Genomic DNA, 20,298 nt, shown 5'->3' on the forward strand with positions numbered 1-20,298 from the left:
CTCTATTTGTTTTTCTTTTTGAATTTCTTTTAACATTTTTTGTCTTTCTGCTTTTGAATAAATACGTTTTTTTATCATCTTAAACGAATCAACAGAGTTTTTAAAACCATCCATTGTTGTATAACGATATTTTGTCCTTGTCCAACCTTCCTCGCAAAGTTCATTAGGAATGTCATAACGGGTATATCTTTCTAAATTACTTAATGCATATGGAAACTTAATATGAATTATTTCGTCCCTTGAACATACAAAACTATAACACGGAAAAGCCGATACTTCGCGCTTATTTATTCGTTGGAAGGGAGCAAACCCATCCAATGTTATCATAGGAGTGCATTTACTAATATCATAGTATGGTACATCATCTAAAGAAACTGGAAGTTTAGCGGCGATCGGTTTGCTTCCCACATCTTTCAATACACATTGCATTTCCGGTTTGCTTATTTTACTTTCAAATTGCGCTCTTTTTTGTTCAGGGGTTAATGTAGTACACGCGCCCACAAGGCTAACTATTACTAAAATTATTACTTTTTTCATTTGTTTTCTCCTTGATTGTTTGTTTTCATATTCTGGATTTGTACGGAATAATACTTTTTTATTGTTTTTTAACTCCAACAATAAAAAAATCGGCGGAACCCTCTGTCCATATGGGGTTATTACTCATAAGCATTTTTTCAAGTTCATCTTGTTTTAATGGGATAGTTCCATTATTTACTAGTTCTCTTAGTTCTAATTCACTAACATATTTTGGAGCGACTGGTGTATGTCCTTTTATCTGTATATACATAATTCTTTTCATAATATTTTTCTCCTTTTACAATAGCCTTTTTTCTCATAAAATATCTTTTAACAGTTTGATAGAGATATTTACCGGCTAATTTGTTTTTAATTTTTTCCGGCACAGTAACAAGGGCATTCCGCAATTTTATTCATCTGAGAGTAAAAAGGACATATTGTTGAAAGAAAACTGCTTTCATATCCCATATCTAAGAGTCTATTGTATAAATTGGAATCTTTTACTTTGCAATTATAAATAGGCGTGCTAATTTTTTCGCCGTCTAAGGCGTATGTTTTTTGAATTTGTAGTTCCATATGAATGCATTGTTTTGTCATTTTCTTCTCCTGTTCTATTTAAATTTCCCCAATAAAAAAAGGCGACTGCTATTTGTGAGGTTCAAAGCACACAAATAAACAGTCGCCTACCCGTACTAAAAGAAATTAATACAGGATTACAGCCAGTAAGAGCGGGTAATTAGGCCGCTCCTACTGGCTAAACACGACTGCTTTTGGCTTTGAACCTCTTTTGCTTTCGCAAAAGTGCGGCCCCTAGGGGCCACCAAAAACAGTATTAATTGTAATCAAGCCACTTTTAAGGCTTGGGAAAATGAATAAACTCCTTTTTTATGTTTTATAATTTAACTATATCAAATTTTAGTGCCGGCGGTTGTCTTCTATCAAAATTTATTTGCCTGTTTTACCGGATTTTAAAACCAGTTTGCGCGACGGCTTTTTAAACGAGTTCCGGCGCGTGGGCTTCTTTTTAACGGGTAGTTTTACACCGTAAAAGTTCAAAATTCCCTCGTACAAGGCTTGCACCAAAGGCGCACGCCCGTCGGCGGTTTTAGCCATTTGCTCCTGTTCGGGCAGAATAATGTAGGCACTTTCTACCAAAATGCTCGGCATTTGCGGAATACGCGGAATAAACAAAACGTCGTTGGCAATCATCCCGTTATCCGGCAGCGGCACATTTCGTGTGTAAGAATCATACACGGCCTGGGCCAGTTGAAAACTGTGCGGATAGTTGTAATAAACCGAATAGCCGCGCGCGCGTGAAAGAGGGTTAATGGTTTCCGGCAGGGCGTTATAGTGCAGACTGACAAAGATATGCGCCTGCTGGGCAAGGGCCAGTTCGTAACGCGCCTGTAAACCCATACGGTTGTTTCCGTGGCGGGTCATAATTACGGTGGCGCCTGCTTTTTCTAAAAGGGGTTTCAATTCGTTAGCCAGAGCCAAATTCGCCTCATATTCCAAATAGCCTGTCGGGCCGACGGCGCCGTCGTATGGTACAATGCGGCGCGGGCTGTGCCCTGCATCTATCAAAATGCGCGCGCCCTTTAACGGTTGTTCCTTAGTGGGAGTTAAGGCGGGTTTGTGGATTAAGTCCAACAGCAGGTTGCTGTCCTCAAAATTATACGAGTGTCCCCATAGGGGCGTGCCTTTTTTGAAGTAAATTTTAAAAAGCAGTGTGTCTGGTGCGGGCTGGGACCAGGTGATGCTGTCCACAATGGGGCTTAATGTATCAAAACTGAAATTTTCGTCAAACCCGTTTACATAGTAAAAGGTCAGTTCCAAGCGGTCATTAAACTCGTGTACGCTTATAGGCCCTTGGCGGGAACCCACAAAAACCAGGCGCGTTTTTTCGTCCGTGGATATCGTGCGCAACGAAGTAACTTTCCCGGGTTTGTAGTCGGCGGACGAGAGCAGTTGTAATTTCTCTTCTTCCAGCCACGCGGATTCGCTTTCGTTTAAGGCTATGCGGTATTGCTTGTTTAACCGCCCGTTTATAAGCACTTCGCCATATGCGCGGTAAAAGGGATATAAGTTTTCCCTTGGGGTGGGAATTTTGCGCAGTTTTACCCCGGGAGATAAAATTTTGGCACGGGTAAATGGAGCCTTTTTGTTTAATACTTTAATTTTGGCGGGTGCCGTAATTTTGGCCTCGGTTTCGCCCGGACCGTTTTGCATTTTATAAATTACCTTGGCGGTTTTGGCCTTTTGTGTGTCATCAATTAAATATTTAGCACGGTACATACCGGGGGACGAAACATCCTCTTTCATTGGCATATTTTTGGCATCATTTAATCCGGTTAACGTATAAGTTACCTCCGCACCCGGTGTTCCGCGCACGGACAAGCCAATCACATCTCCCGGCAGTAATTCCACAGGTGTTTGCGGGAATACTTCTTCGGGGTCAAACTCGGCCTTGGCGGAGAAGTCTTTGATATCCGCCCCGGGTACGGTAATACGGCGTACGGCCTGGACGGTTTCTTTGCCGTTCCCGGCGGTCAGTACAAAGGTAAATTCTCCGTTTTGCACAGGCAAATAGGCCAAAAAGGCACCGTTGTCGTGCAAGGGGACAGTCTCACCGTTAATATCAAGCGTTAAGGCTCCGGGTAAATTGACTTGCCCGAAGATAAAAATTTTTTTGGCTCCCCGTGCTACCGTCATTTTCTCGTGCGGATATTGCACCGTTATCGGGGCATTTTGCGTCTGCGGCCCGGCCTGTGCGGGCAGGTAGGGGGCGGTGGCAATAGTGCTGCCATAGATAAAGGAGGAAAAAAAGATTAGAAAAAAAGTAAAAAAAACTATTTTTTTCATCTTATAAAATGATAACATAATTCTATGGTGAATTGCGAAGACGTTTTACATTTCTTAGATACATATTTGAACAGTGCCCAAATCCCGGATATGAGCCATAACGGTTTGCAAGTGGAAGGGACTCCGCGCGTGGGAAAAATTGTATTTGGAGTGTCTGCTTCACTTGCGTTATTCCGCCAAGCCAAAGAGGCCGGGGCAGATATGGTTCTTGTCCACCACGGGCTTTTGTGGGGGCAGGAGCAGGCTGTAACGGGACTTTTTAAAGAACGCGTTGCTTTTTTGCTCAAAAACGATATCAATTTGGCGGCGTACCACTTGCCGCTTGATAAACACCCCGTAGTGGGGCACAACGCTTGCTTAATCCGCGCGTTGGGTGCCCAGCGGGAACAGCCCTTTGGTGTATATCACGGGCAAACGATTGGCTTTTGCGGTGTGTTGCCCGAGCCGCAAACTTTGGACCAAGTAGCCCAAACCTTGGAAGCATATTGCCAAACCAAGGCGGTGCGCCTGCCGTTTGGCACGAACCGTATTGAATCGGTTGGTATTGTTAGCGGCGGAGCGTATAGTATGCTCCCGCAGGCGATTGAAAAGCGTTTAGATTTGTATATTACAGGCGTATTGGACGAGCCCGCCCAAGAGTGGTGCCGTGAAGGGCATATTAATTGCTTGGCCTTGGGCCATTACAATTCCGAAAAGCCTGGCGTTTTGGCTTTAATGGAGTTGATTGCCAAACGCTTTGACGTGCAAACAGAATTTATTGATGTACCCAATCCATTATAAGAACGGACCGGAGGAAAAAATGGAAAAAGAATTATTCAAAAAAATTGATTCCTATAAACAGACTGTCATTGATTTGCAAACCCATATGATTGCCTGCCCGGCGGTATCGCCGCACGCGGGCGGCCCCGGCGAAAATGCCAAAGCAGAGTATCTGTTTTCCGTTTTGAAGGAAATGAATTTTGACGAACTTTACTATATTAATGTAAAAGACCCCAAAGCCAAAGACGGCGTGCGCCCCAACATTGTTGCCAAATATTACGGCGAAAATAAAAAGAAAACCTTGTGGGTAATGGCGCATATGGACATTGTACCTCCCGGCGATTTAAATTTGTGGAAGACCGACCCTTATAAAGCCGTGGTAAAGGGCGATAAAATTTACGGACGCGGTTCCGAAGATAACCAACAGGGGTTGGTGTCCGCGTTGCTGACGGTAAAAGCAATGATGGAAAGCAATGTCCGCCCGCCGTGCACTTATGCCCTTTTGTTAAATGCTGATGAAGAAATCGGCAGTGAATTTGGTATCCGTGCGATTTTAAAGAAATACGGCAAAACCTTTGGCAAGGAGGATGCTTTCTTGGTTCCGGACGGCGGTAACCCGGAAGGTACAATGGTGGAAATTGCCGAAAAGAATATGCTGTGGGTAAAATTTACCGTACAGGGCAAACAGACCCACGCTTCCACTCCGCACTTTGGTAACAACGCGGCGCGGGCTTCGGCCCACTTGGTGGTAAAACTGGGCGATTTGTATAAGATTTTCAACAAAAAAGATAAGGTGTTTGCTCCTGAAAGCACTTGCACCTTTGAGCCGACAAAACGTTTAGCCAATGTGCCCAACGTAAATACGATTCCGGGTACGGATGTGTTTTATTTGGATTGCCGCGTACTTCCTTGCTATAAAAATGCCGATGTTTTGGCTGAAATTGCCAAAATGGTAAAAGCCATTGAAAAGCAATTTAAAGTAACGGTAAAGGTGGAGACAGAAATCAACGAATCCTCGTTGCCGACAGATAAAAACGCTTCTATCGTCAAATTGACGCAGGCCGCTGCCAAAACGGTTTATAAAAACTCTCCGCGCGCTATGGGCGTAGGCGGCGGCACCGTGGGTGCGTATTTGCGCAACGCGGGGTACCCGGTGGTAGTGTTCTCTAAACTGGATGATATGGCCCACCAGCCCAATGAATATTCCAGCATTAAAAATACGCTGGGCGATGCCAAAGTGTTTACCTTGGTGGCGTTAAATTTTAAATAGGGGCGCGTATGAAGAAAGGTTTTACGGTCGTGGAAATCTTGATTACGGTGGTGGTGTTTGCCTTGCTGCTAGGCTTTACGGTGCCGAAATTCTTAACGCTCGTGCACAAAGCCCAAGAGGGCAGCACCAAGCACAAATTGGTTAAGGTCCGCAGTGCCATTGCCGCCTATTATGGCGAACACCAAGGAACGTATCCTACGGATAATTTGGCCAGTTTAGTGCCGGCGTATATTGAGCGTATTCCGCAGGCCACCGTGCCGGGTTATCCGCCGTCTTCACACGTTTCTACCGGAAACTTTGAAGAGTGTTTTACCAAAACAGGCGGTTGGGCCTATGTAAGCGACCCGGCCGACCCGCGCTACGGCGATTTCTTCGTAAATACCGATAAAGAAGACAGTTACGGTAAACCTTGGAATATGCATTAAGTTTTGTCCTCCGCCTGTTAAAACGGGCGGGGGATTTTTTTGTATAAGGAGTGTTATGGAAACCTTGATTTTAGTTTTTTCCGCTATCTTCGGTTTAATTTTTGGCAGTTTTTTAAATGTGTGCATTTACCGCATTCCGCGTGAGAAATCCATTGCGTGGCCGCCCTCGGCTTGCCCTAAGTGCAACGCCCATATTAAATGGTATGATAATATCCCTGTGTTTAGTTTTTTGTGGTTGCGCGGCAAATGCCGGAACTGCAAACAACCTATTTCGGTGCAATATCCGCTGGTGGAACTTTTAACGGGAGTGCTGACCTTTTTGTTTGTTTGGCGGTATGGCCTGACCCCGTGGACATTTGTGGTTTTGGCGGCGGTATATGCGCTGGTTATTTTGTCCGTCATTGATTTGGAACTGATGATTATCCCGGACCGTTTTTCCCTGGGGCTTATTGGCCTTGGCTTGGCGTTTGCGTGGCTGAATCCCAATTTTGAGGGTATCTGGTGGCAGAAGGAACTTTTGTCGCTTTTAGGGGCCGGCGTGGGGCTTTTTGGCGTGCTGGCGATTGCCCTCATCGGCACTTGGTGGTTTAAAAAAGAAGCAATGGGCGGCGGCGACGTTAAATTAATGGGCGGCATTGGCGCGCTTATCGGTTGGGAAGGGGTAATTACTACGCTGATTTTTGCTTCTTTCTTGGGGCTGATTTACGCTATTTTCCTAATGATTTTTAAGGGCAAAAAAGGCGCGGATGCTATTCCGTTTGGGCCATTTTTAAGTATGGGGGCGCTTATTAATTTATTCTATTTGGTATTGCCCTCTATGTTGGTAATAGAGTTCTAATTTTTAGAAAATGCCATAAAGGGAAGCCGGAACGTGTTGTTTGCGTTCCGGCTTTTTTGTGGTGGGGTTAGCAACCCGCAAGGTGCGGGGTGAATTAAAAAAAGCGGTCATCCTGAATTTATTTCAGGATCTACATCTTGGGTCGTTAGTCGTTGTCGTCATCCTGGAAAGTCGTAGTCCAGGATCTGTTGTTATAAAAACAAGGAACAGATACTGGACAAAAACCTTCCCGTATGACCTTTAGTTCTATAAACATCCAACAGCACAATCGGTAGATCCTGAAATAAATTCAGGATGACTTTTATTTTATAACGGCCTTTGTTTTATTTATTGTTGCCGTTTCGTTGGTTTGCGACATTGCCAAAACAGTGTGGCTCCATTAGTCAAAAGAGGGAAAAAAGATAAGCCGTCCGCAGGACTTATTGTAAAGGGGTTGTTTCGTTTTTTTTTTTTGTTAAAATTTTGATAAATCGCGGTTGGTGTACCCGGATGTATTTGTTGTATAAAATGCGTATAAAAGGCCGTTTTGCTCAAATATAAAGGCCTAAAAAGGAGAAAAAATGAAAGGTTTTAGTAATGTTAGCCGTGCGGCCACTTGTGCTAGTGGCGTCATTCTGGAAAGTTGTAGTCCAGAATCTGTTGTTGCGAAACGACGAGATTCCGTACAGAAACCTTACGGAATGACGTCTGTTTGGGGTGGCCGCACGGTTAATACTTTCCACATAACAAATGCAGGTTTTACTTTAATTGAACTTTTAGTAGTCGTACTTATCATTGGCATTTTGGCGTCGGTGGCGGTGCCGCAGTACGAAAAAGCCGTCAAAAAGGCGCGCCTGACCAAAGTAATCCCACTTGTGAAAACGCTGGCTAATGCGGAAGAGGTGTTTTATATGTCTAATGGGTATTACACCGGTAATGTGAGCGAACTGGATGTGGATATGCCCGCAGGCGGTACCTTGGCCGGGGAAAGCACGGACGACGGCTATTTGCGCTTTCCAGACGGAACGGTGATAGATTTATTAGGGGGTATAGGGCATCAAGCCGGCGGTGGCAGTTCATTGTATGTAGTAGCGCGTTTGCAAGTCGGGCTTTGGTATGTTCAATTTTTAGAAAATTCAGCCTATCCTAATGTCCGTTTGTGTGGTGGCGATGATACGGTGTGCAAAAGTATGGGCGGAACGGAAACAGTCCATAAATTTACATTTAGTGGCGAAAAGACCAACTTTCAACTTCCTTAACAATAAAAACCCCCGCGTTTAATGCGCGGGGGCCTTATAAAATCCAACTTATTTTTGCGGTTTTAACAGCACCAGCCGTTCGGCTAGTTTTTCAAAAGCGCGGGCGCGGTGGCTGATTTTATTTTTTTCTGTTTCCGTCAGTTCCGCGAGGGTTTTTTTGCTATCGCCCACTAAAAACAGAGGGTCATAGCCAAAGCCGTTTTCGCCGCGATAGCCAAAACCAATGTAGCCGTCTAACGAGCCTTCAAAGGTTTGTACGCACCCTTGCGGGGTGGCCAAACAGGCTACGGTGCGGAAACTGGCTCCGCGCTGCGGAAGCAACTGCCCTTCCAAGGCGGATAACAGTTTGCGATTGTTATCGTCCGTGTCGGCGTGCTCCCCCGCATAACGGGCCGTATGCACGCCGGGTGCGCCGTTTAAAAATTTAACTTCCAATCCCGTATCGTCCGAAATAGCCGGAAGCCCTGTTTGGCGGGAAGCATAAACGGCTTTTATTTCCGCATTGTCTTCTAGCGTTAGGCCCGTTTCGGGCGGGAGTGTCAGCCCCTTAAAATCCGCCAAACTGACGTATTCTATCGGGGTTCCGTTTTTAGTTTTTACGGGCAAAATAGCCATTAGTTCTTTAAACTTATTTGAATTACCCGTAGCAATTAAAATTTTCATCAAACTTCTGCGCCTTATTTCATCATTACGACTTCGTCGGTCATATTCAGCGCCACTAAGTAGGCTTTATACATATCTTCTTCGCTGAGCCACTCGGTAAAGGCGTGGGGGTTGTTCTGCCCCGTAAAGACGGTGTAAGCCCCTTTGCCTAGTTTAAGCATTAACATAGAGGCCGTTGTGCCGGCGCGTTCTTCTTTAAAGTTCGGTGTTACGCCTGCATTTTTAAGCGCGTTGGCAACCACTTGGTGCGCTTGCGGGTGGATGTTTTCGGCTACGTTGCCGTATTGTTTGGCAATAGCGCGTTCAATTTTCACACCGTATTTGGCGCTGATATCTTTGGCTACGCTGTCGGCATAGTTTTTCCAGTTGTCAATGTTTTGTTGGTGAAAATCGCGCAGGCGGAAATCCAATTCGGCTACATTTACTTTGCCGTCGCTCATATCCATATGGTGCAATTCCACATAGCCCTGTTGCCCGCGGCTGTTGTTGGGCAGCCATTCGTCTTTGGAGCAGGCGGCACCCAATTCGCAGGCGGGTTTCCAAGCATTTCTGTAACCGTTTTCGGCAGCCATAGACTGGTGTCCGTTTATCCCGTGCACGCGGTAAATTACTTTTTCGGCATTGAAGTTGCTCACCACCACTTCGCCATTTACGCCGCCGTCAAAGTCAAAGGCGATATCCGGGTTGTAGGGGGTTTCTTCAATATAATCAGCCGAGCGGCCTACGTCCTCGTTCGGTGTAATGACGATTTGGATGTTTCCGTGTTTTTTAGACGGGTTTTCCGCCAAAGTCTGAATCAATGTTACAATAACGGAAACCCCGGCTTTATCGTCGGCGGATAACATAGTTGTTCCGTCGGAGGTAACAATGGTTTTACCAATCATTTTTTTCAAATACGGGTCGGTTTCCACGCTCAGCGTGTGCCCCTCTTTCAGTTGAATAGGTTTCCCGTCATATTTGGAGATTTTTTGCGCCTTGATGTTTTTGCCGATGATATCGGGGGTGGTATCATAGTGGCAACTAAAACCCAAAGTCGGGGTTTTCCAATTTACATTGGAAGGAATTTCCACATAAATATAGTAATGTTCGGATAAGGTAGTTTTAAAACCGAATTTTTGGATTTCGGAATAGAGTTTTTTTGCAGTTTCAATTTGTTCCGGTGTAATGTCTGCGGCATCGCTGCTTTGGCTGTCATAAGTGGTGTACTTCATAAAACGGTCTAGCATCGTGGTGCGGTATTTAGCGGCCAAAGAGGCATTTTTTTGCCCCAGGTTTTTGCGTACGGAATCTTTTACATAGGTGCGTTCCCGCGGAGCATTGTTGGTAGGCCAGGCAACAGCGGCATAGGCTTGGCTGGCAAAAGAAATGCCGAAAACAAATACGGACAAAACGGCGAACAACTGTTTGATTGGCATAAAATCTCCTTTAAGTGATATTACTATTATTTTATGAATCTGCCTCTTTTACTGCAAGGGCCAAAAGACCTAAATAAAACTTGGGACCTTAATTAGATGCAAAGAGAGCAAATAAAAACCCCGCCAGGAGCGGGGTGTTAAAAGTTTTATTTTTCTGCTTGAGGTACAGGTTGCATATTCCACAAGGTTATAAGCCGCAACACCGTGCGCAGGGAGGCTTCCATTACATCCACATCGGCATATTCCCGTTCGCTGTGCAGGTTATACTGGCCGGAGAAAATATCCGGCGTGGGTAACCCCATAAACGAGAGGGTGGACCCGTCCGTTCCGCCGCGTGCCGCCATACGGCGAGGTGTAATATCCTCTTGGCGCATAGCCGTTTCGGCCAAATTTACTACTTGTGCGGGCAGAACTGTTTTCATATTTTTATACTGGTCTTCAAACGTAAGTTCAAAGCCGGTGCCTTTGTAGTTCATTGCTTTAACGGTATTAAAAGCGCGGGTAACTTCGCTTACAAAGCCTTGCATCTCCTCGTCGGTAAAGGCGCGGATAATTCCTTTTACCGTGCTTTCGTCTCCGTTTGTAACAATGGAGTCCACCAAGATAAAACCGCGGCGTCCTGCTGTGTTTTCCGGGCGGCTTTGGCGCGGCAAGAGTGTGTGAAAATCCGAAGCCATTAACAGGTTATCCGCAAAGGCGGAGTTCATTGCTTCGCCGGGGTGTACGGCGCGCAATCCTTTAAATACGGCGGTAAAGGACTTGGCGTTAAAGGTTTCGTCTGTCAGTTGCCCCAGGTCGCTTCCGTCCAGCGTATAGGCATAATCAGCCCCAAATGCGGCTACGTCCATTTTCCCGGCGCCCATTCCAACTTCTTCATCCGGCGTAAAGGCTACTTTAATGAGGCCGTGTTCCAGTTCAGGGTGGTCGTAGAGGTATTGCACCATTGTCATAATCACGGCTATACCCGTTTTGTCGTCTGCACCCAACAAGGTGCCGCTGGAAGCGGTAATAATATCGTGCCCGCGTGCGCGGGAAAGTTGGGGGGAATTGGCTGGATTAATAACTAATTTTTTTTCGGCATTAATAACGATATCGCCCCCTTGATAGTTTTTATGTACCTGGGGTTGGACGTCCTTGCCGGAAACTTCCAGCGCCGTATCCATATGCGCCAGGAACGCCACTACGGCAGAGGAGTTTGCTGAGGTGGCGGGGATTTCCCCGGTAACAATGGCGTGGGCATCTACCTTTACGTTTTTTGCGCCGTATTTTTTGAGTTCCTTGGCAAGAGCCTTAGCCAATTTTACCTGGCCGGGCGTACTGGGCACTTTATCCGTTTGGTCGTTAGATTGCGTGTTAAACGTAACATACTTGGTAAAGCGGTCTGTCAGTTGTTTTTTTGACTCGGCTTTATTGTATTTAGTTACGGTTTTCCACTCCAAATCCTGTGCCTGCACAAAAATCGGCAAGCACAGGGCAGCCACACACGCGACTGCACCATAAAGTTTGTTCATTAGGCCAAATCCTCCAACGATGCTGTAACCTGTGCCAAGGTAAGACGGGCGGCGGCCAGTTCGTTTTTGGTTTTTTCCACCTGTTCTTTGGGTGCGTTTTTAATGAAACTTTCTTGGGAGAGGCGCGCTTCGCGTGAGGCGATGTTTGCCTTGGCAATAGCGAGGTCCTTTTCCAAGCGTTTCTTTTCCTTTTCAAAGTCAATTAACCCGGTAAGCGGTACATAAATGGCAATATTGTCCGCCACCGCAGTAGCCGTTTGTTTGGGTTTTGCTAAATTAATGCCGATATCCAAATTTTCAATTTTGGCCATTAATTTAATGTAGCCCTCATAGGCCTTTACAACAGCCAAATCAGCCTCGTTCTTGGCAGACAACACGGCCGCAATTTTGAGGCCCGGCGGCACATTGAACTGGGCGCGGATAGTGCGGATTTCGCGCGTAACATTTTGCACGGCCTGCATTTTGGCTACGGCTTCGGTATTTACCAAGGACGGGTCAAATTCCGGATAGGACTGGTTAAGCAAAAATTCTTCCGTTTCGCCGACATAAGGGCGCAAGGAGGCGGCAATTTCTTCCGTGATGTACGGAATTAACGGGTGTAAGGCCTTTAACGTGCCGTACAAAATATGTACGCAAAGCGCCATAACCTGCTCTTTTTCCGCCGTTTGGAAGCGTTGCTTGGCCAGTTCTACATACCAATCGCAGAAATCGCCCCACAAAAAGTGGTAAAGGGTATTTGCGGTCAACGCGAGGTTGTATTTTTCAATGCCTTCGCGGGCGGTTTTGATAGCATTGGTATAGCGGTCCAAAATCCATTGGTCGGCCAATTCCGTAACGTGCGCCGGCATTTTGAGCGGGCCTGTTAAGCCTTCCATATTCATTAAGATAAAGCGGGAGGCGTTGTAAATCTTGTTGCAGAAGTTGCGTGCGCCTGTAATGCTTTCTTCGGAATAAGGAATATCTTTGCTGGGAACGGCCTGCATTAAGAGCGAGAAGCGCACCGCGTCCGTGCCGTATTTGGCGGTCATATCCAAGGGGTCAATTACATTGCCCAGGGATTTGGACATTTTTTTGCCGCGTTTGTCGCGGATAATCCCGTTCAAATACACGTCTTTAAAGGGCAATTTGCCCGTAAAATCAAGCCCGGTCATTACCATACGGGCCACCCACAGATACAAAATTTCGTATCCGGTTACCATTACGCTGGTGGGATAAAAGTGCTCCATTTCGGGCGTTTTTTCCGGCCAGCCGAATACCGACATCGGCCACAAGGCAGAGGAGAACCAAGTGTCTAACACGTCGGGGTCCTGCACCAAATCGTGGCCGCCGCAAATGGGGCATTTTTCGGGCTTTTTGAAGGAAACAATCGGTTTTGCACCGTCTTCAAACGATACCTTGGTTAATTGTTCGTGGCCTTGTTGGTCGGTGGCAAAAGTAAGGCCTTTTTCGCTGCAATGGCGGCAATACCACACCGGAATACGGTGGCCCCACCAGATTTGACGGGAAATGCACCAATCCTGTATGTTTTTAAGCCAGCCCAAAAACGGGTTTTTCCAACTGGCCGGGTGAAATTGCAATTCGCCCGATTCCGCGGCTTTAATAGCCGGGGCAGCCAATTTATCCATTTTTACAAACCATTGTTCGCTCATAAAAGGCTCAATAGGGCTATGGCAGCGGTAGCAAGTGGAAACGGCATTGTTATATTTTTCTTCTTTTACGAGAAGCCCCGCTTCTTCCAAATCTTTTACCGTTTCTTTTCGGCAGAGTTCGCGGTCCATGCCCAAATATTTTTCGGGGCAGTTAATCATTTTGCCTTTATCGTTGATAACGGTCATAATGGGCAGATTGTGGCGCTGGCCGACTTCGTAGTCGGTGGCATCGTGCGCCGGGGTAATTTTTAAAGCACCGGTACCGAAGCCGAGTTCTACGGCTTCATCAGCAATAATCGGAATAGCACGGTTGGCAAGCGGGATAATTACTTTTTTGCCCACCATATCTTTATAGCGTTCGTCTTTGGGGTTGACGGCAATGGCAGCATCAGCATAAATGGTTTCCGGGCGCGTGGTAGCAATAATAATACCGTCGGAACCGTCTTCGCCTTTATAGCGCAAGTACCACAATTTTCCCGCGTGCTGTTCGTGTTCCACTTCAATATCGGAAAGCGCAGTAGAGCAGCGCACGCACCAGTTGATTAAGCGTTTGCCCCGGTAAATATATTTCTTTTCCCACCATTGGCGGAAACACTCGTAAACGGCTTGCGCGCGTTTTTCGTCCATAGTAAAGCGGATATCGGACAAATCCAACGCCCAACCCATTTTGCGGAACTGGTTAAAAATAGCGTTGCCGCATTCCTTATACCAATCCCAAACGGTTTGCACAAAGGCTTCACGGCCCAGGTCGTGGCGGGATTTGTGTTGTTCTTTGGCTAGTTTCTTTTCAATGACGTTTTGCGTGGCAATGCCGCCGTGGTCCGTACCCGGTACCCAATAGGCGTCCTCGCCAAACATACGGTGGGCGCGGATTAAAACATCTTGTAAAGTATTGGTTGAGGCGTGTCCCATATGGAGAGCCCCCGTAATGTTAGGCGGCGGGATAACAATAACAAAAGGTTTTTTAGTTTTATCATTTTTAGCGGCAAATAATTTGGCATTTTGCCATTTGTCGGCCAGTTTTTGTTCTACTTCTTGCGGTTCATACGCTTTGGGTAACATAAATTCTTCCTCGGTTTTTTGAATTTGCGTGATGTGACTTCACGCGTAACCTATATATATTTTACCAATTATGCCGCCTCACGGCACGGCATAAAAAACCCCGGGGACTGTCCCGGGGGTAAATTATTTTTGTTCTTGCGGAAGCGGTAAGGTGCGGCACGAATCAAAAATGTCTAATTTGGGGTCGTACACTTTGCTTTGCGATTCCATTAATGTTAAAAGCGAGTGGGATATATTATCGTGCGAGAATTTCCCTTCTGCGGCTTTCTTTTTCAGGCACGCGTAATCAATATGGTCGGCTTCCTTCATTGTATTACTCATCCAGATTACCATTGGCACGGAAATAGCCGTACCCGTGCCTGCGGGTGTAACTAAAATTTGGTTGGCGGGCTGTGCAAATGGCCCCGATTATGCCATAATATAAGTATGGAAAATAAAGACCTGGTCCGCACGGAAGAAATTATAGAGCCGGAAATTTTGGACGAAAACGGCAACCCCATTGGGGGAGAACATACCCCCAAGGACTCCGCCCGCCGAAAAGGCGATAACGGAGGAATTTTCGGCGGTATTTTAGTATTGGCACTCGGGTTTATAATGACGCTTCTCGTGGCGGCATTTAGCCTGTTAGTGGTGGTGCCGCTAATGCTTATCGGGCGGGTGTTGGGCTTCCAAGTGCGTACATTTAAACGCTAATTTCAACGAAATCTTTTCCTTCTGCTTCTTTTTTTGCTATAATAAACAGGTAGTCATCAGACCGCACACCGATTTTGGAGAGGTGGCCGAGCGGTTTAAGGCACAGTCCTGGAAAGACTGCATACGGGAAACCGTATCGAGAGTTCGAATCTCTCCCTCTCCGCCAGTTTTCTTACTAAAAAGCCCTGCTCCTTTGTTGTTTGCTCGGTCGGATACCTCCGCGCTAACACCTAGAATTAGGGCTTTTTATTTTGAAAACTCCCAATCTTTTATTAGGAATAAAACCGAGGGCAGTTAGACGTAAAATGAAATTTCTCTTGTAGTATGAATTTAAAAAGCACCCGAAAGGGTGTTTTTTAATGGCTAAAAGTGAAATCCGGTACGGAGTGTAAAAGAGGCTTCCCACGGGGAGTTTAACTGAAAGAAAGGCCCTAGTTTGTCTTTAAAAAAATAAGATACTTGTCCTTCTAATCCCAAGAAAAAACCGCTGTAAATATCAACCTCTGTTCCCAACCCGAACATTAAATAGGGGCTTGTGGAAGAATCTTCCAACGACCGCAAATAAGAAAGAGACCTTTTCATTGCGCCGGCTTCTGCTACCGCATACGAGCGCGGAGTAGTATTAGGCGATAAATTGAATTTGCCCAGTAGGCCCAAGCGGCGGGTTTTGTACGAGGAAATAAGCGGCCGGTTGGCCTGCTTCTTGCTAAAATAAATCGCCGGGCCTATGGCAAAGCGAGAAGAAAGAGCGTATAATAGGCGGAAATCTGTAAAGTTTTTATCGTGGATGATGGTGTCGCCGGACGGGTCTTGTAAAGAAGAGGAGGTCAATCCCATACCGACGGAAATTTCTAAACGGGAAAAATTAACAGGTGTACCCTGTTCGGCACGGTAAATTTGAGCATATAATGAAACAGAAAATAAGAGCAAAGCGAGAAGCAACAAATGTTTCATAAATATATTTTAACAAGTTCATACACGCGATGAAAATACTCCAAAGCAGTTAGTGGGAAAAACAGTTTATTTTTGTAATATAAATGGAAAAGTTGGGAGAAATTAGATGCAACACCCCGGGCTTGCGCCCGAGGTGTATTGTGAGCAGTATTTATAAAAAAACCCGCCGTTAGGCGGGTTTTTAAAACTTAATATTCAACCGGATGGTCCGGCTTAGTGTAACCTTTGCTCTTTAAGTATTGCACCATTTTATCAGAACTGTTTGCTTGGGCTACATCCAAAGCATAAACAAACACCCCATCGCTCATAATGGCATTGGCCTCACCGCCGTTTTCAATTAAGAATTTAACCATAGGCAAATTATCCGCAAAAACGGCTTTCATTGTAGGAGACATTCCATTTTCGGTATTTACATTTACTTTGGCTCCGGCCTTAATTAACGTTTTGGCAGAATCAATCAGCTTCGTAGAGGCCACTTTCATCAAAGGCGTTTCCTGGTCAGCATCGGTAGCATTTACATTAGCCTTGTGATTGACCAAAATACGAATCATTGTGGGATTAGCAGCATTTGCCGCAGATAATAAAAGCGGAGTTTCGGCATTTTTACCACACGCAAAATTCACCTTGGCATTTAATTTAAGCAAATATTCAGCCACTTGGGGCCGGTTATTAGAAGTCGCAAAGCATAACGCTGTCCACTTGTCTTTATTTATGGTATTCACTCTTGCGCCGGCATTACCTAAAAGTTTGACAATATCAATATACCCTTTTTTAGCGGCCCACATCATTGGGGTATTGCCGTTATCGTCTTTTACGTTTACCAGAGTTTGGGTAATAGTAGCATTGTCAATCATTTGTTTTACTTTATTGAATTTACCATTTTTTACCGCAGTCAAGAACTCATTGGCAGTTTTTTTGGATGTCAATATATTAGACAAAGCCGAAGCTACATTGCCTTGCTCTTGTGCATAGGTCATTGGGGCACACAGAACAGCCGTCAGTACAAGCAACAGACCCTTTTTCATTTCATTTTTCTCCTTTAAATAGTAAATATATTTACAGTATAGTTCTATAAATCGGAAAAATCAAGGATAAATTTAATTTTGTTGCATGAACAACTGCAAAAGTAGTAAAACGAAACAGGATAATTTTCCGGGTATTTTAAGGAAAATGGAGAAAACTAAAAAGAAATATTTTCTTTTTTAAATAAATTTGCTAAAATAAATATATAAGATTTATGCCGGGGTGCTGGAATTGGTATACAGGATAGTCTCAAAAACTATTGCCCGCACGGGCTTAAGGGTTCAAGTCCCTTCCCCGGTAAAGAGTTAGAAGCCACCGTTTAGGTGGCATTTTCATTTTATACGGGGAAGCGCACCAACTGCTTGGTGCGCGTAGGGACTTGAAGGCCGGAGCGATGTTTGAGTTTGCGCGCAAAAGGTACCACGGCGCGCAAGGCGAAAACCGCGAGGCCCGGCCCGGAGGCTTTTTCCGTCAGGGAAAAGACCGTAGGGAAGTATCTTTTCCCGGTAAAAGATTTAGAAGCCACCGTTCAGGTGGCATTTTCGTTTTATACGGGGAAGCAGGCAAACTGCTTTGCCTGCGTAGGGATTTTACTTTTAACCCCTAAAAACCCCGGGCGTAAGCCCGGGGAGTTTAATTGGTATGCCAAAAAAACTTAATTTTAAAAACTTAATAACCTCCTATTACTCTTTGTAACCAAGAGTTGCAGTTATATTCCTGCCATTGCTGAGCCCAACGATATCTGGCAATTACATCGCTTTTGCGGTATTGCAAATTGCCACTACCCCACCATTCATCATATAATTGGGGGCAAATTCTGTCGCTTTGCTTCCGCATTCTGGCCTCTTCTTTGGCTTGCTCCTCTTTTTGGCGTTTTCTTTTGGCGGCTGCGGCAACTTCTGCGTCCAGTAATTGTTTAATTCTTTTTTGATTAACCGACATTTTTTTGATGATACTGATTTTATTTACTGGATTTCCTTGTTTGTCTTGCACTGCGCAGGATTTTCTGTCACAAGACAAAACCATTTCTTTTGGTTCCGCTTCATAACTTATCTGAACGCCCAAATTTTTCTTATTAAGGGATTCAAAAGGATTTGCGATGGAGAACTCCCCTTGTTCCTTCAACTCTATCCCGGTATAGTTGTAAATATAAACAGGTGCGGTCAGCGGCAACGGCCATATAAAAAGGGACAATAATAGCAATTCTTCCCCACCCTCTATTTGTTTATAATTCAAATCCAACGTGAGAGCCTGTTTTGTTAAAGAGCCGGGATAGGTGCATTTGCCAACGGATTGTAAATCATATTCTTTTAGCGCTTCTTTTAAACTACCGGGCAGTTGCTTGGGAAGTGCAGCCATTGTTTCCTGATAATGTACAGGAATTTCAATCTGGGCGTGGGTGTTATCTATTACCTTATGTTTCACTTGGGCATCGTGGCCAATGGCCTGCCGGTCGTTGTAATATAGCCCGCCGTTAATTTGCTGCTTTCCCACATGGGCTTCGTTATGTACTCGTAGTCCTTGCATAGTGTTGCAGGCGCATAACGTACTGATGAGTACACATAAAATAAACATTTTTTTCATATTATTTTATCTCCTGAAAAAAGTTTTTCCATTCGTTAAATCGCGTCTCGGCATCCACCTTCCCATAGTTTGCGGGAGTGGTTAGACAACTAAATTCAATTCCCTTGTTTTTACACCAGAGTTCCAGTTCCTCCACCTTTTTGCGAATGTTGGGAATGTGCTGAAATGTTTTTCGTGTAAAACAAACTTTTTTTAGTTTATTCAAATGAGAAATTTCCTGCGGAAGATTTTTGCATTTTACCACATTCCAATTCTCATCAAGGGTTAGATCGTCATAAGAGGAAAGATCTTGCGTAGCTATATCAATTTCCTCAATTAAATCGGCAAAATCTATTTTATGCCGTTTTATGAAATCTTCTTTTTCTTGTTTCTCGCTGTATCTTAAACATTTCTCCCCAAAAATGGCCGACATTAATTCCCAAAAACTGGTATGTCCCCGGCTGTAAAAGAAGTTAGCGCGAGTCTCATTGATACCCGGATTAAATGTCCCAACAATCAAAATTTCCGTCTCCGGGTTTAACTGCCTCGGCAAGAACTTATGTTTGATATGCATTTTTATTTAACTCCTTTAACAAACTTAAAGGGAAAAGAACATTGTTTTTCCCAATTAACGGGTTCCGTTTTATTTTTCTCAATCAACAGTTTTGCTAATTTAGAATTTAAAGCCAGACATGCTTGTTCATCTCTGGCCATAATACGTTTTTTATCTTTTAGTATTTTAAAGGACTCAAACGCGTCGCCAGAGACGCCAGGGCCTTGTAATACTACGTCAACAACCCATACATTGTTATCTGAACTGTTGGTACGTAAATCAAAGTCCACTAGTGCACACGCCTGCGCCCTATAAGCAGGCTCTTTCATAAAACATATAGTCGTAACGTTTCGTCTAAGCAGATAAAAACTTTCCGCCAATGTACTGATTTTTATTTCTTCGTCCCGTTTGATCCCAGAATCCACCATTGTGCTGTCAACTTGATGTTTTCTGACAGATTCAATAATGAGCGGTTTATTGTATTCTATCTTGGCGGCCAGATCTAGCAATTTTTCCTCTTTGGATGCGCCGCAAGCGGCAATAAAACACGCAATGATTAATAATAATGTGATTTTAAGAATTTTTTTCATAATTTCTCCTGTTATTTTTTAATACAGTTATAGGTATAATCAAATTTTTCTTGGTTCATAAGTATTAACCATAAGCCTTCAAAAAATGCTATCCCTGCCATAAGAGCTAGAAAACCAGGTACCCACCAACCAAACAACAGGAAAAAACCTATCCAAGCGATGCCATTACCAATCTTTCCCAAATAAAACTCATGCGCTCCTACATAAAAAAATAAAACAGCTATTACGGCCGCTTTATATTTACTTTTTCGTTCCATAGGCGGTTTAAGACAGGTCTTTTCTTGCGCGTTTTTCTCGCTGTACCCGCAATTAGGGCAAACCTCAGCCATATCAGAATATTCTTTTCCGCATTCTTTACATTTAATTAATGCCATGATATTATCTCCTTATTATTTTTCAGGCTCAACTATAACAAGAATCAAAAGTAGGCAAATAAAAACGGCTGTTATATTTGAGCCATGAACACTAACCCAAATAATAACAGCCGTGGCCCCCGCCATATATAAAATATGGCAGGAAGCACTCGACAGAGTACACCCAAGGGATCAGTTCGAGCGTACTCTGTCTAAATCGGCTGTTTTTGGAGTGTTCATGTGCCGTTGGTATCCCAATAGCGCACCGTATTCTACATACGGTTCCAAAAACAGAATAAAATTATATATAAGCCGCGTTTAAGGCTTATTTTGCAAATTACATTTCTCCAACTACTAACAA

The 20,298-nt window shown here is 44.5% G+C and carries 22 protein-coding genes and 2 tRNA genes; 8 read left to right on the forward strand and 16 right to left on the reverse strand.

Going from position 1 to position 20,298, the window contains the following annotated elements; all coding sequences use genetic code 11:
• The 4 genes from ACQY2K_RS03585 to ACQY2K_RS03600 all read right to left on the reverse strand — a co-directional run.
• The coding region (locus ACQY2K_RS03585; RefSeq protein ID WP_428040782.1) for a hypothetical protein at positions 1 to 537 on the reverse strand (537 nt) is incomplete at its 3' end.
• A gap of 58 nt (positions 538 to 595) precedes the next feature.
• Positions 596 to 799, reverse strand: a complete 204-nt coding sequence (locus ACQY2K_RS03590; RefSeq protein ID WP_428040783.1) for a hypothetical protein — start codon at positions 797 to 799, stop codon at positions 596 to 598.
• Positions 800 to 885: 86 nt separating this feature from the next.
• Complete coding sequence (locus ACQY2K_RS03595; protein WP_428040784.1) at positions 886 to 1,113, reverse strand: hypothetical protein; 228 nt, start codon at positions 1,111 to 1,113, stop codon at positions 886 to 888.
• Between the two features lie 348 nt (positions 1,114 to 1,461).
• On the reverse strand, positions 1,462 to 3,378 hold the full coding sequence (locus ACQY2K_RS03600) for an N-acetylmuramoyl-L-alanine amidase (protein WP_428040785.1): 1,917 nt from the start codon (positions 3,376 to 3,378) through the stop codon (positions 1,462 to 1,464).
• Between the two features lie 24 nt (positions 3,379 to 3,402).
• Between ACQY2K_RS03600 and ACQY2K_RS03605 the strand changes: the two genes are divergently transcribed.
• The 5 genes from ACQY2K_RS03605 (at position 3,403) to ACQY2K_RS03625 (ending at position 7,908) form a co-directional block, all read left to right on the forward strand.
• Positions 3,403 to 4,158, forward strand: a complete 756-nt coding sequence (locus tag ACQY2K_RS03605; RefSeq protein WP_428040786.1) for a Nif3-like dinuclear metal center hexameric protein — start codon at positions 3,403 to 3,405, stop codon at positions 4,156 to 4,158.
• 19 nt (positions 4,159 to 4,177) lie between these two features.
• Positions 4,178 to 5,407, forward strand: coding sequence for a M20 family metallo-hydrolase (locus ACQY2K_RS03610; protein ID WP_428040787.1), 1,230 nt, complete (start codon positions 4,178 to 4,180; stop codon positions 5,405 to 5,407).
• An 8-nt stretch (positions 5,408 to 5,415) separates the two neighbouring features.
• Positions 5,416 to 5,832, forward strand: coding sequence for a prepilin-type N-terminal cleavage/methylation domain-containing protein (locus tag ACQY2K_RS03615; RefSeq protein ID WP_177748653.1), 417 nt, complete (start codon positions 5,416 to 5,418; stop codon positions 5,830 to 5,832).
• Positions 5,833 to 5,887: 55 nt separating this feature from the next.
• Entirely contained in the window at positions 5,888 to 6,670 is a 783-nt protein-coding gene (locus ACQY2K_RS03620; RefSeq protein ID WP_177748655.1) for a prepilin peptidase, read from the forward strand.
• Positions 6,671 to 7,230: 560 nt separating this feature from the next.
• Positions 7,231 to 7,908 (forward strand): type IV pilin protein, encoded by a 678-nt coding sequence (locus tag ACQY2K_RS03625; protein WP_428040788.1) that lies wholly within the window; start codon positions 7,231 to 7,233, stop codon positions 7,906 to 7,908.
• A gap of 48 nt (positions 7,909 to 7,956) precedes the next feature.
• On the opposite strand, the gene rdgB is transcribed toward ACQY2K_RS03625, so the two are convergent.
• The 5 genes from rdgB to ACQY2K_RS03650 all read right to left on the reverse strand — a co-directional run bounded on the left by rdgB (position 7,957) and on the right by ACQY2K_RS03650 (position 14,541).
• On the reverse strand, positions 7,957 to 8,571 hold the full coding sequence (rdgB, locus tag ACQY2K_RS03630) for an RdgB/HAM1 family non-canonical purine NTP pyrophosphatase (RefSeq protein ID WP_177748766.1): 615 nt from the start codon (positions 8,569 to 8,571) through the stop codon (positions 7,957 to 7,959).
• Between the two features lie 14 nt (positions 8,572 to 8,585).
• Positions 8,586 to 9,986 (reverse strand): tripeptide aminopeptidase PepT, encoded by a 1,401-nt coding sequence (gene pepT, locus ACQY2K_RS03635; RefSeq protein WP_428040789.1) that lies wholly within the window; start codon positions 9,984 to 9,986, stop codon positions 8,586 to 8,588.
• Positions 9,987 to 10,132: 146 nt separating this feature from the next.
• On the reverse strand, positions 10,133 to 11,497 hold the full coding sequence (pepT, locus tag ACQY2K_RS03640) for a peptidase T (protein WP_428040790.1): 1,365 nt from the start codon (positions 11,495 to 11,497) through the stop codon (positions 10,133 to 10,135).
• Positions 11,497 to 14,208, reverse strand: coding sequence for a valine--tRNA ligase (locus tag ACQY2K_RS03645; protein ID WP_428040791.1), 2,712 nt, complete (start codon positions 14,206 to 14,208; stop codon positions 11,497 to 11,499). The genes pepT (ACQY2K_RS03640) and ACQY2K_RS03645 overlap by 1 nt, the downstream gene beginning before the upstream one ends.
• A 123-nt stretch (positions 14,209 to 14,331) precedes the next feature.
• Entirely contained in the window at positions 14,332 to 14,541 is a 210-nt protein-coding gene (locus ACQY2K_RS03650; RefSeq protein WP_428040792.1) for a hypothetical protein, read from the reverse strand.
• A 93-nt stretch (positions 14,542 to 14,634) separates the two neighbouring features.
• Here ACQY2K_RS03650 and ACQY2K_RS03655 point away from each other — a divergent pair, with 93 nt between their 5' ends.
• Entirely contained in the window at positions 14,635 to 14,901 is a 267-nt protein-coding gene (locus ACQY2K_RS03655; RefSeq protein WP_428040793.1) for a hypothetical protein, read from the forward strand.
• 76 nt (positions 14,902 to 14,977) lie between these two features.
• A tRNA-Ser gene (locus tag ACQY2K_RS03660) sits at positions 14,978 to 15,067 on the forward strand.
• Positions 15,068 to 15,264: 197 nt separating this feature from the next.
• Here ACQY2K_RS03660 and ACQY2K_RS03665 read toward each other — a convergent pair.
• Positions 15,265 to 15,855 carry an outer membrane beta-barrel protein gene (locus tag ACQY2K_RS03665; RefSeq protein ID WP_428040794.1) on the reverse strand — a complete coding sequence of 197 codons (591 nt, stop codon included), beginning with the start codon at positions 15,853 to 15,855 and terminating at the stop codon, positions 15,265 to 15,267.
• A gap of 188 nt (positions 15,856 to 16,043) precedes the next feature.
• Positions 16,044 to 16,880: an ankyrin repeat domain-containing protein gene (locus ACQY2K_RS03670; protein ID WP_428040795.1), complete on the reverse strand. Its 837-nt coding sequence runs from the start codon at positions 16,878 to 16,880 to the stop codon at positions 16,044 to 16,046.
• 214 nt (positions 16,881 to 17,094) lie between these two features.
• On the opposite strand from ACQY2K_RS03670, the gene ACQY2K_RS03675 reads away from it, so the two are divergent.
• Positions 17,095 to 17,178 (forward strand) — tRNA-Leu (locus tag ACQY2K_RS03675).
• Between the two features lie 37 nt (positions 17,179 to 17,215).
• Here ACQY2K_RS03675 and ACQY2K_RS03680 read toward each other — a convergent pair.
• From ACQY2K_RS03680 to ACQY2K_RS03700, 5 genes are all read right to left on the reverse strand, one after another.
• On the reverse strand, positions 17,216 to 17,404 hold the full coding sequence (locus ACQY2K_RS03680) for a hypothetical protein (protein ID WP_428040796.1): 189 nt from the start codon (positions 17,402 to 17,404) through the stop codon (positions 17,216 to 17,218).
• A 143-nt stretch (positions 17,405 to 17,547) separates the two neighbouring features.
• A complete protein-coding gene (locus ACQY2K_RS03685) occupies positions 17,548 to 18,462 on the reverse strand; it encodes a hypothetical protein (RefSeq protein ID WP_428040797.1) in 915 nt (304 codons plus the stop codon).
• A 1-nt stretch (position 18,463) separates the two neighbouring features.
• Entirely contained in the window at positions 18,464 to 19,015 is a 552-nt protein-coding gene (locus ACQY2K_RS03690) for a hypothetical protein (RefSeq protein ID WP_428040798.1), read from the reverse strand.
• Positions 19,016 to 19,017: 2 nt separating this feature from the next.
• The gene (locus tag ACQY2K_RS03695) at positions 19,018 to 19,584 is read right to left on the reverse strand and encodes a hypothetical protein (RefSeq protein WP_428040799.1); all 567 of its coding nucleotides are present in this window, start codon (positions 19,582 to 19,584) and stop codon (positions 19,018 to 19,020) included.
• Positions 19,585 to 19,595: 11 nt separating this feature from the next.
• Positions 19,596 to 19,958: a hypothetical protein gene (locus ACQY2K_RS03700; RefSeq protein WP_428040800.1), complete on the reverse strand. Its 363-nt coding sequence runs from the start codon at positions 19,956 to 19,958 to the stop codon at positions 19,596 to 19,598.
• Between the last annotated feature and the right edge of the window lie 340 nt (positions 19,959 to 20,298).

The organism is Candidatus Avelusimicrobium fimicolum (assembly GCF_021632165.1).
Taxonomy (GTDB): Bacteria; Elusimicrobiota; Elusimicrobia; order Elusimicrobiales; family Elusimicrobiaceae; genus Avelusimicrobium; species Avelusimicrobium fimicola.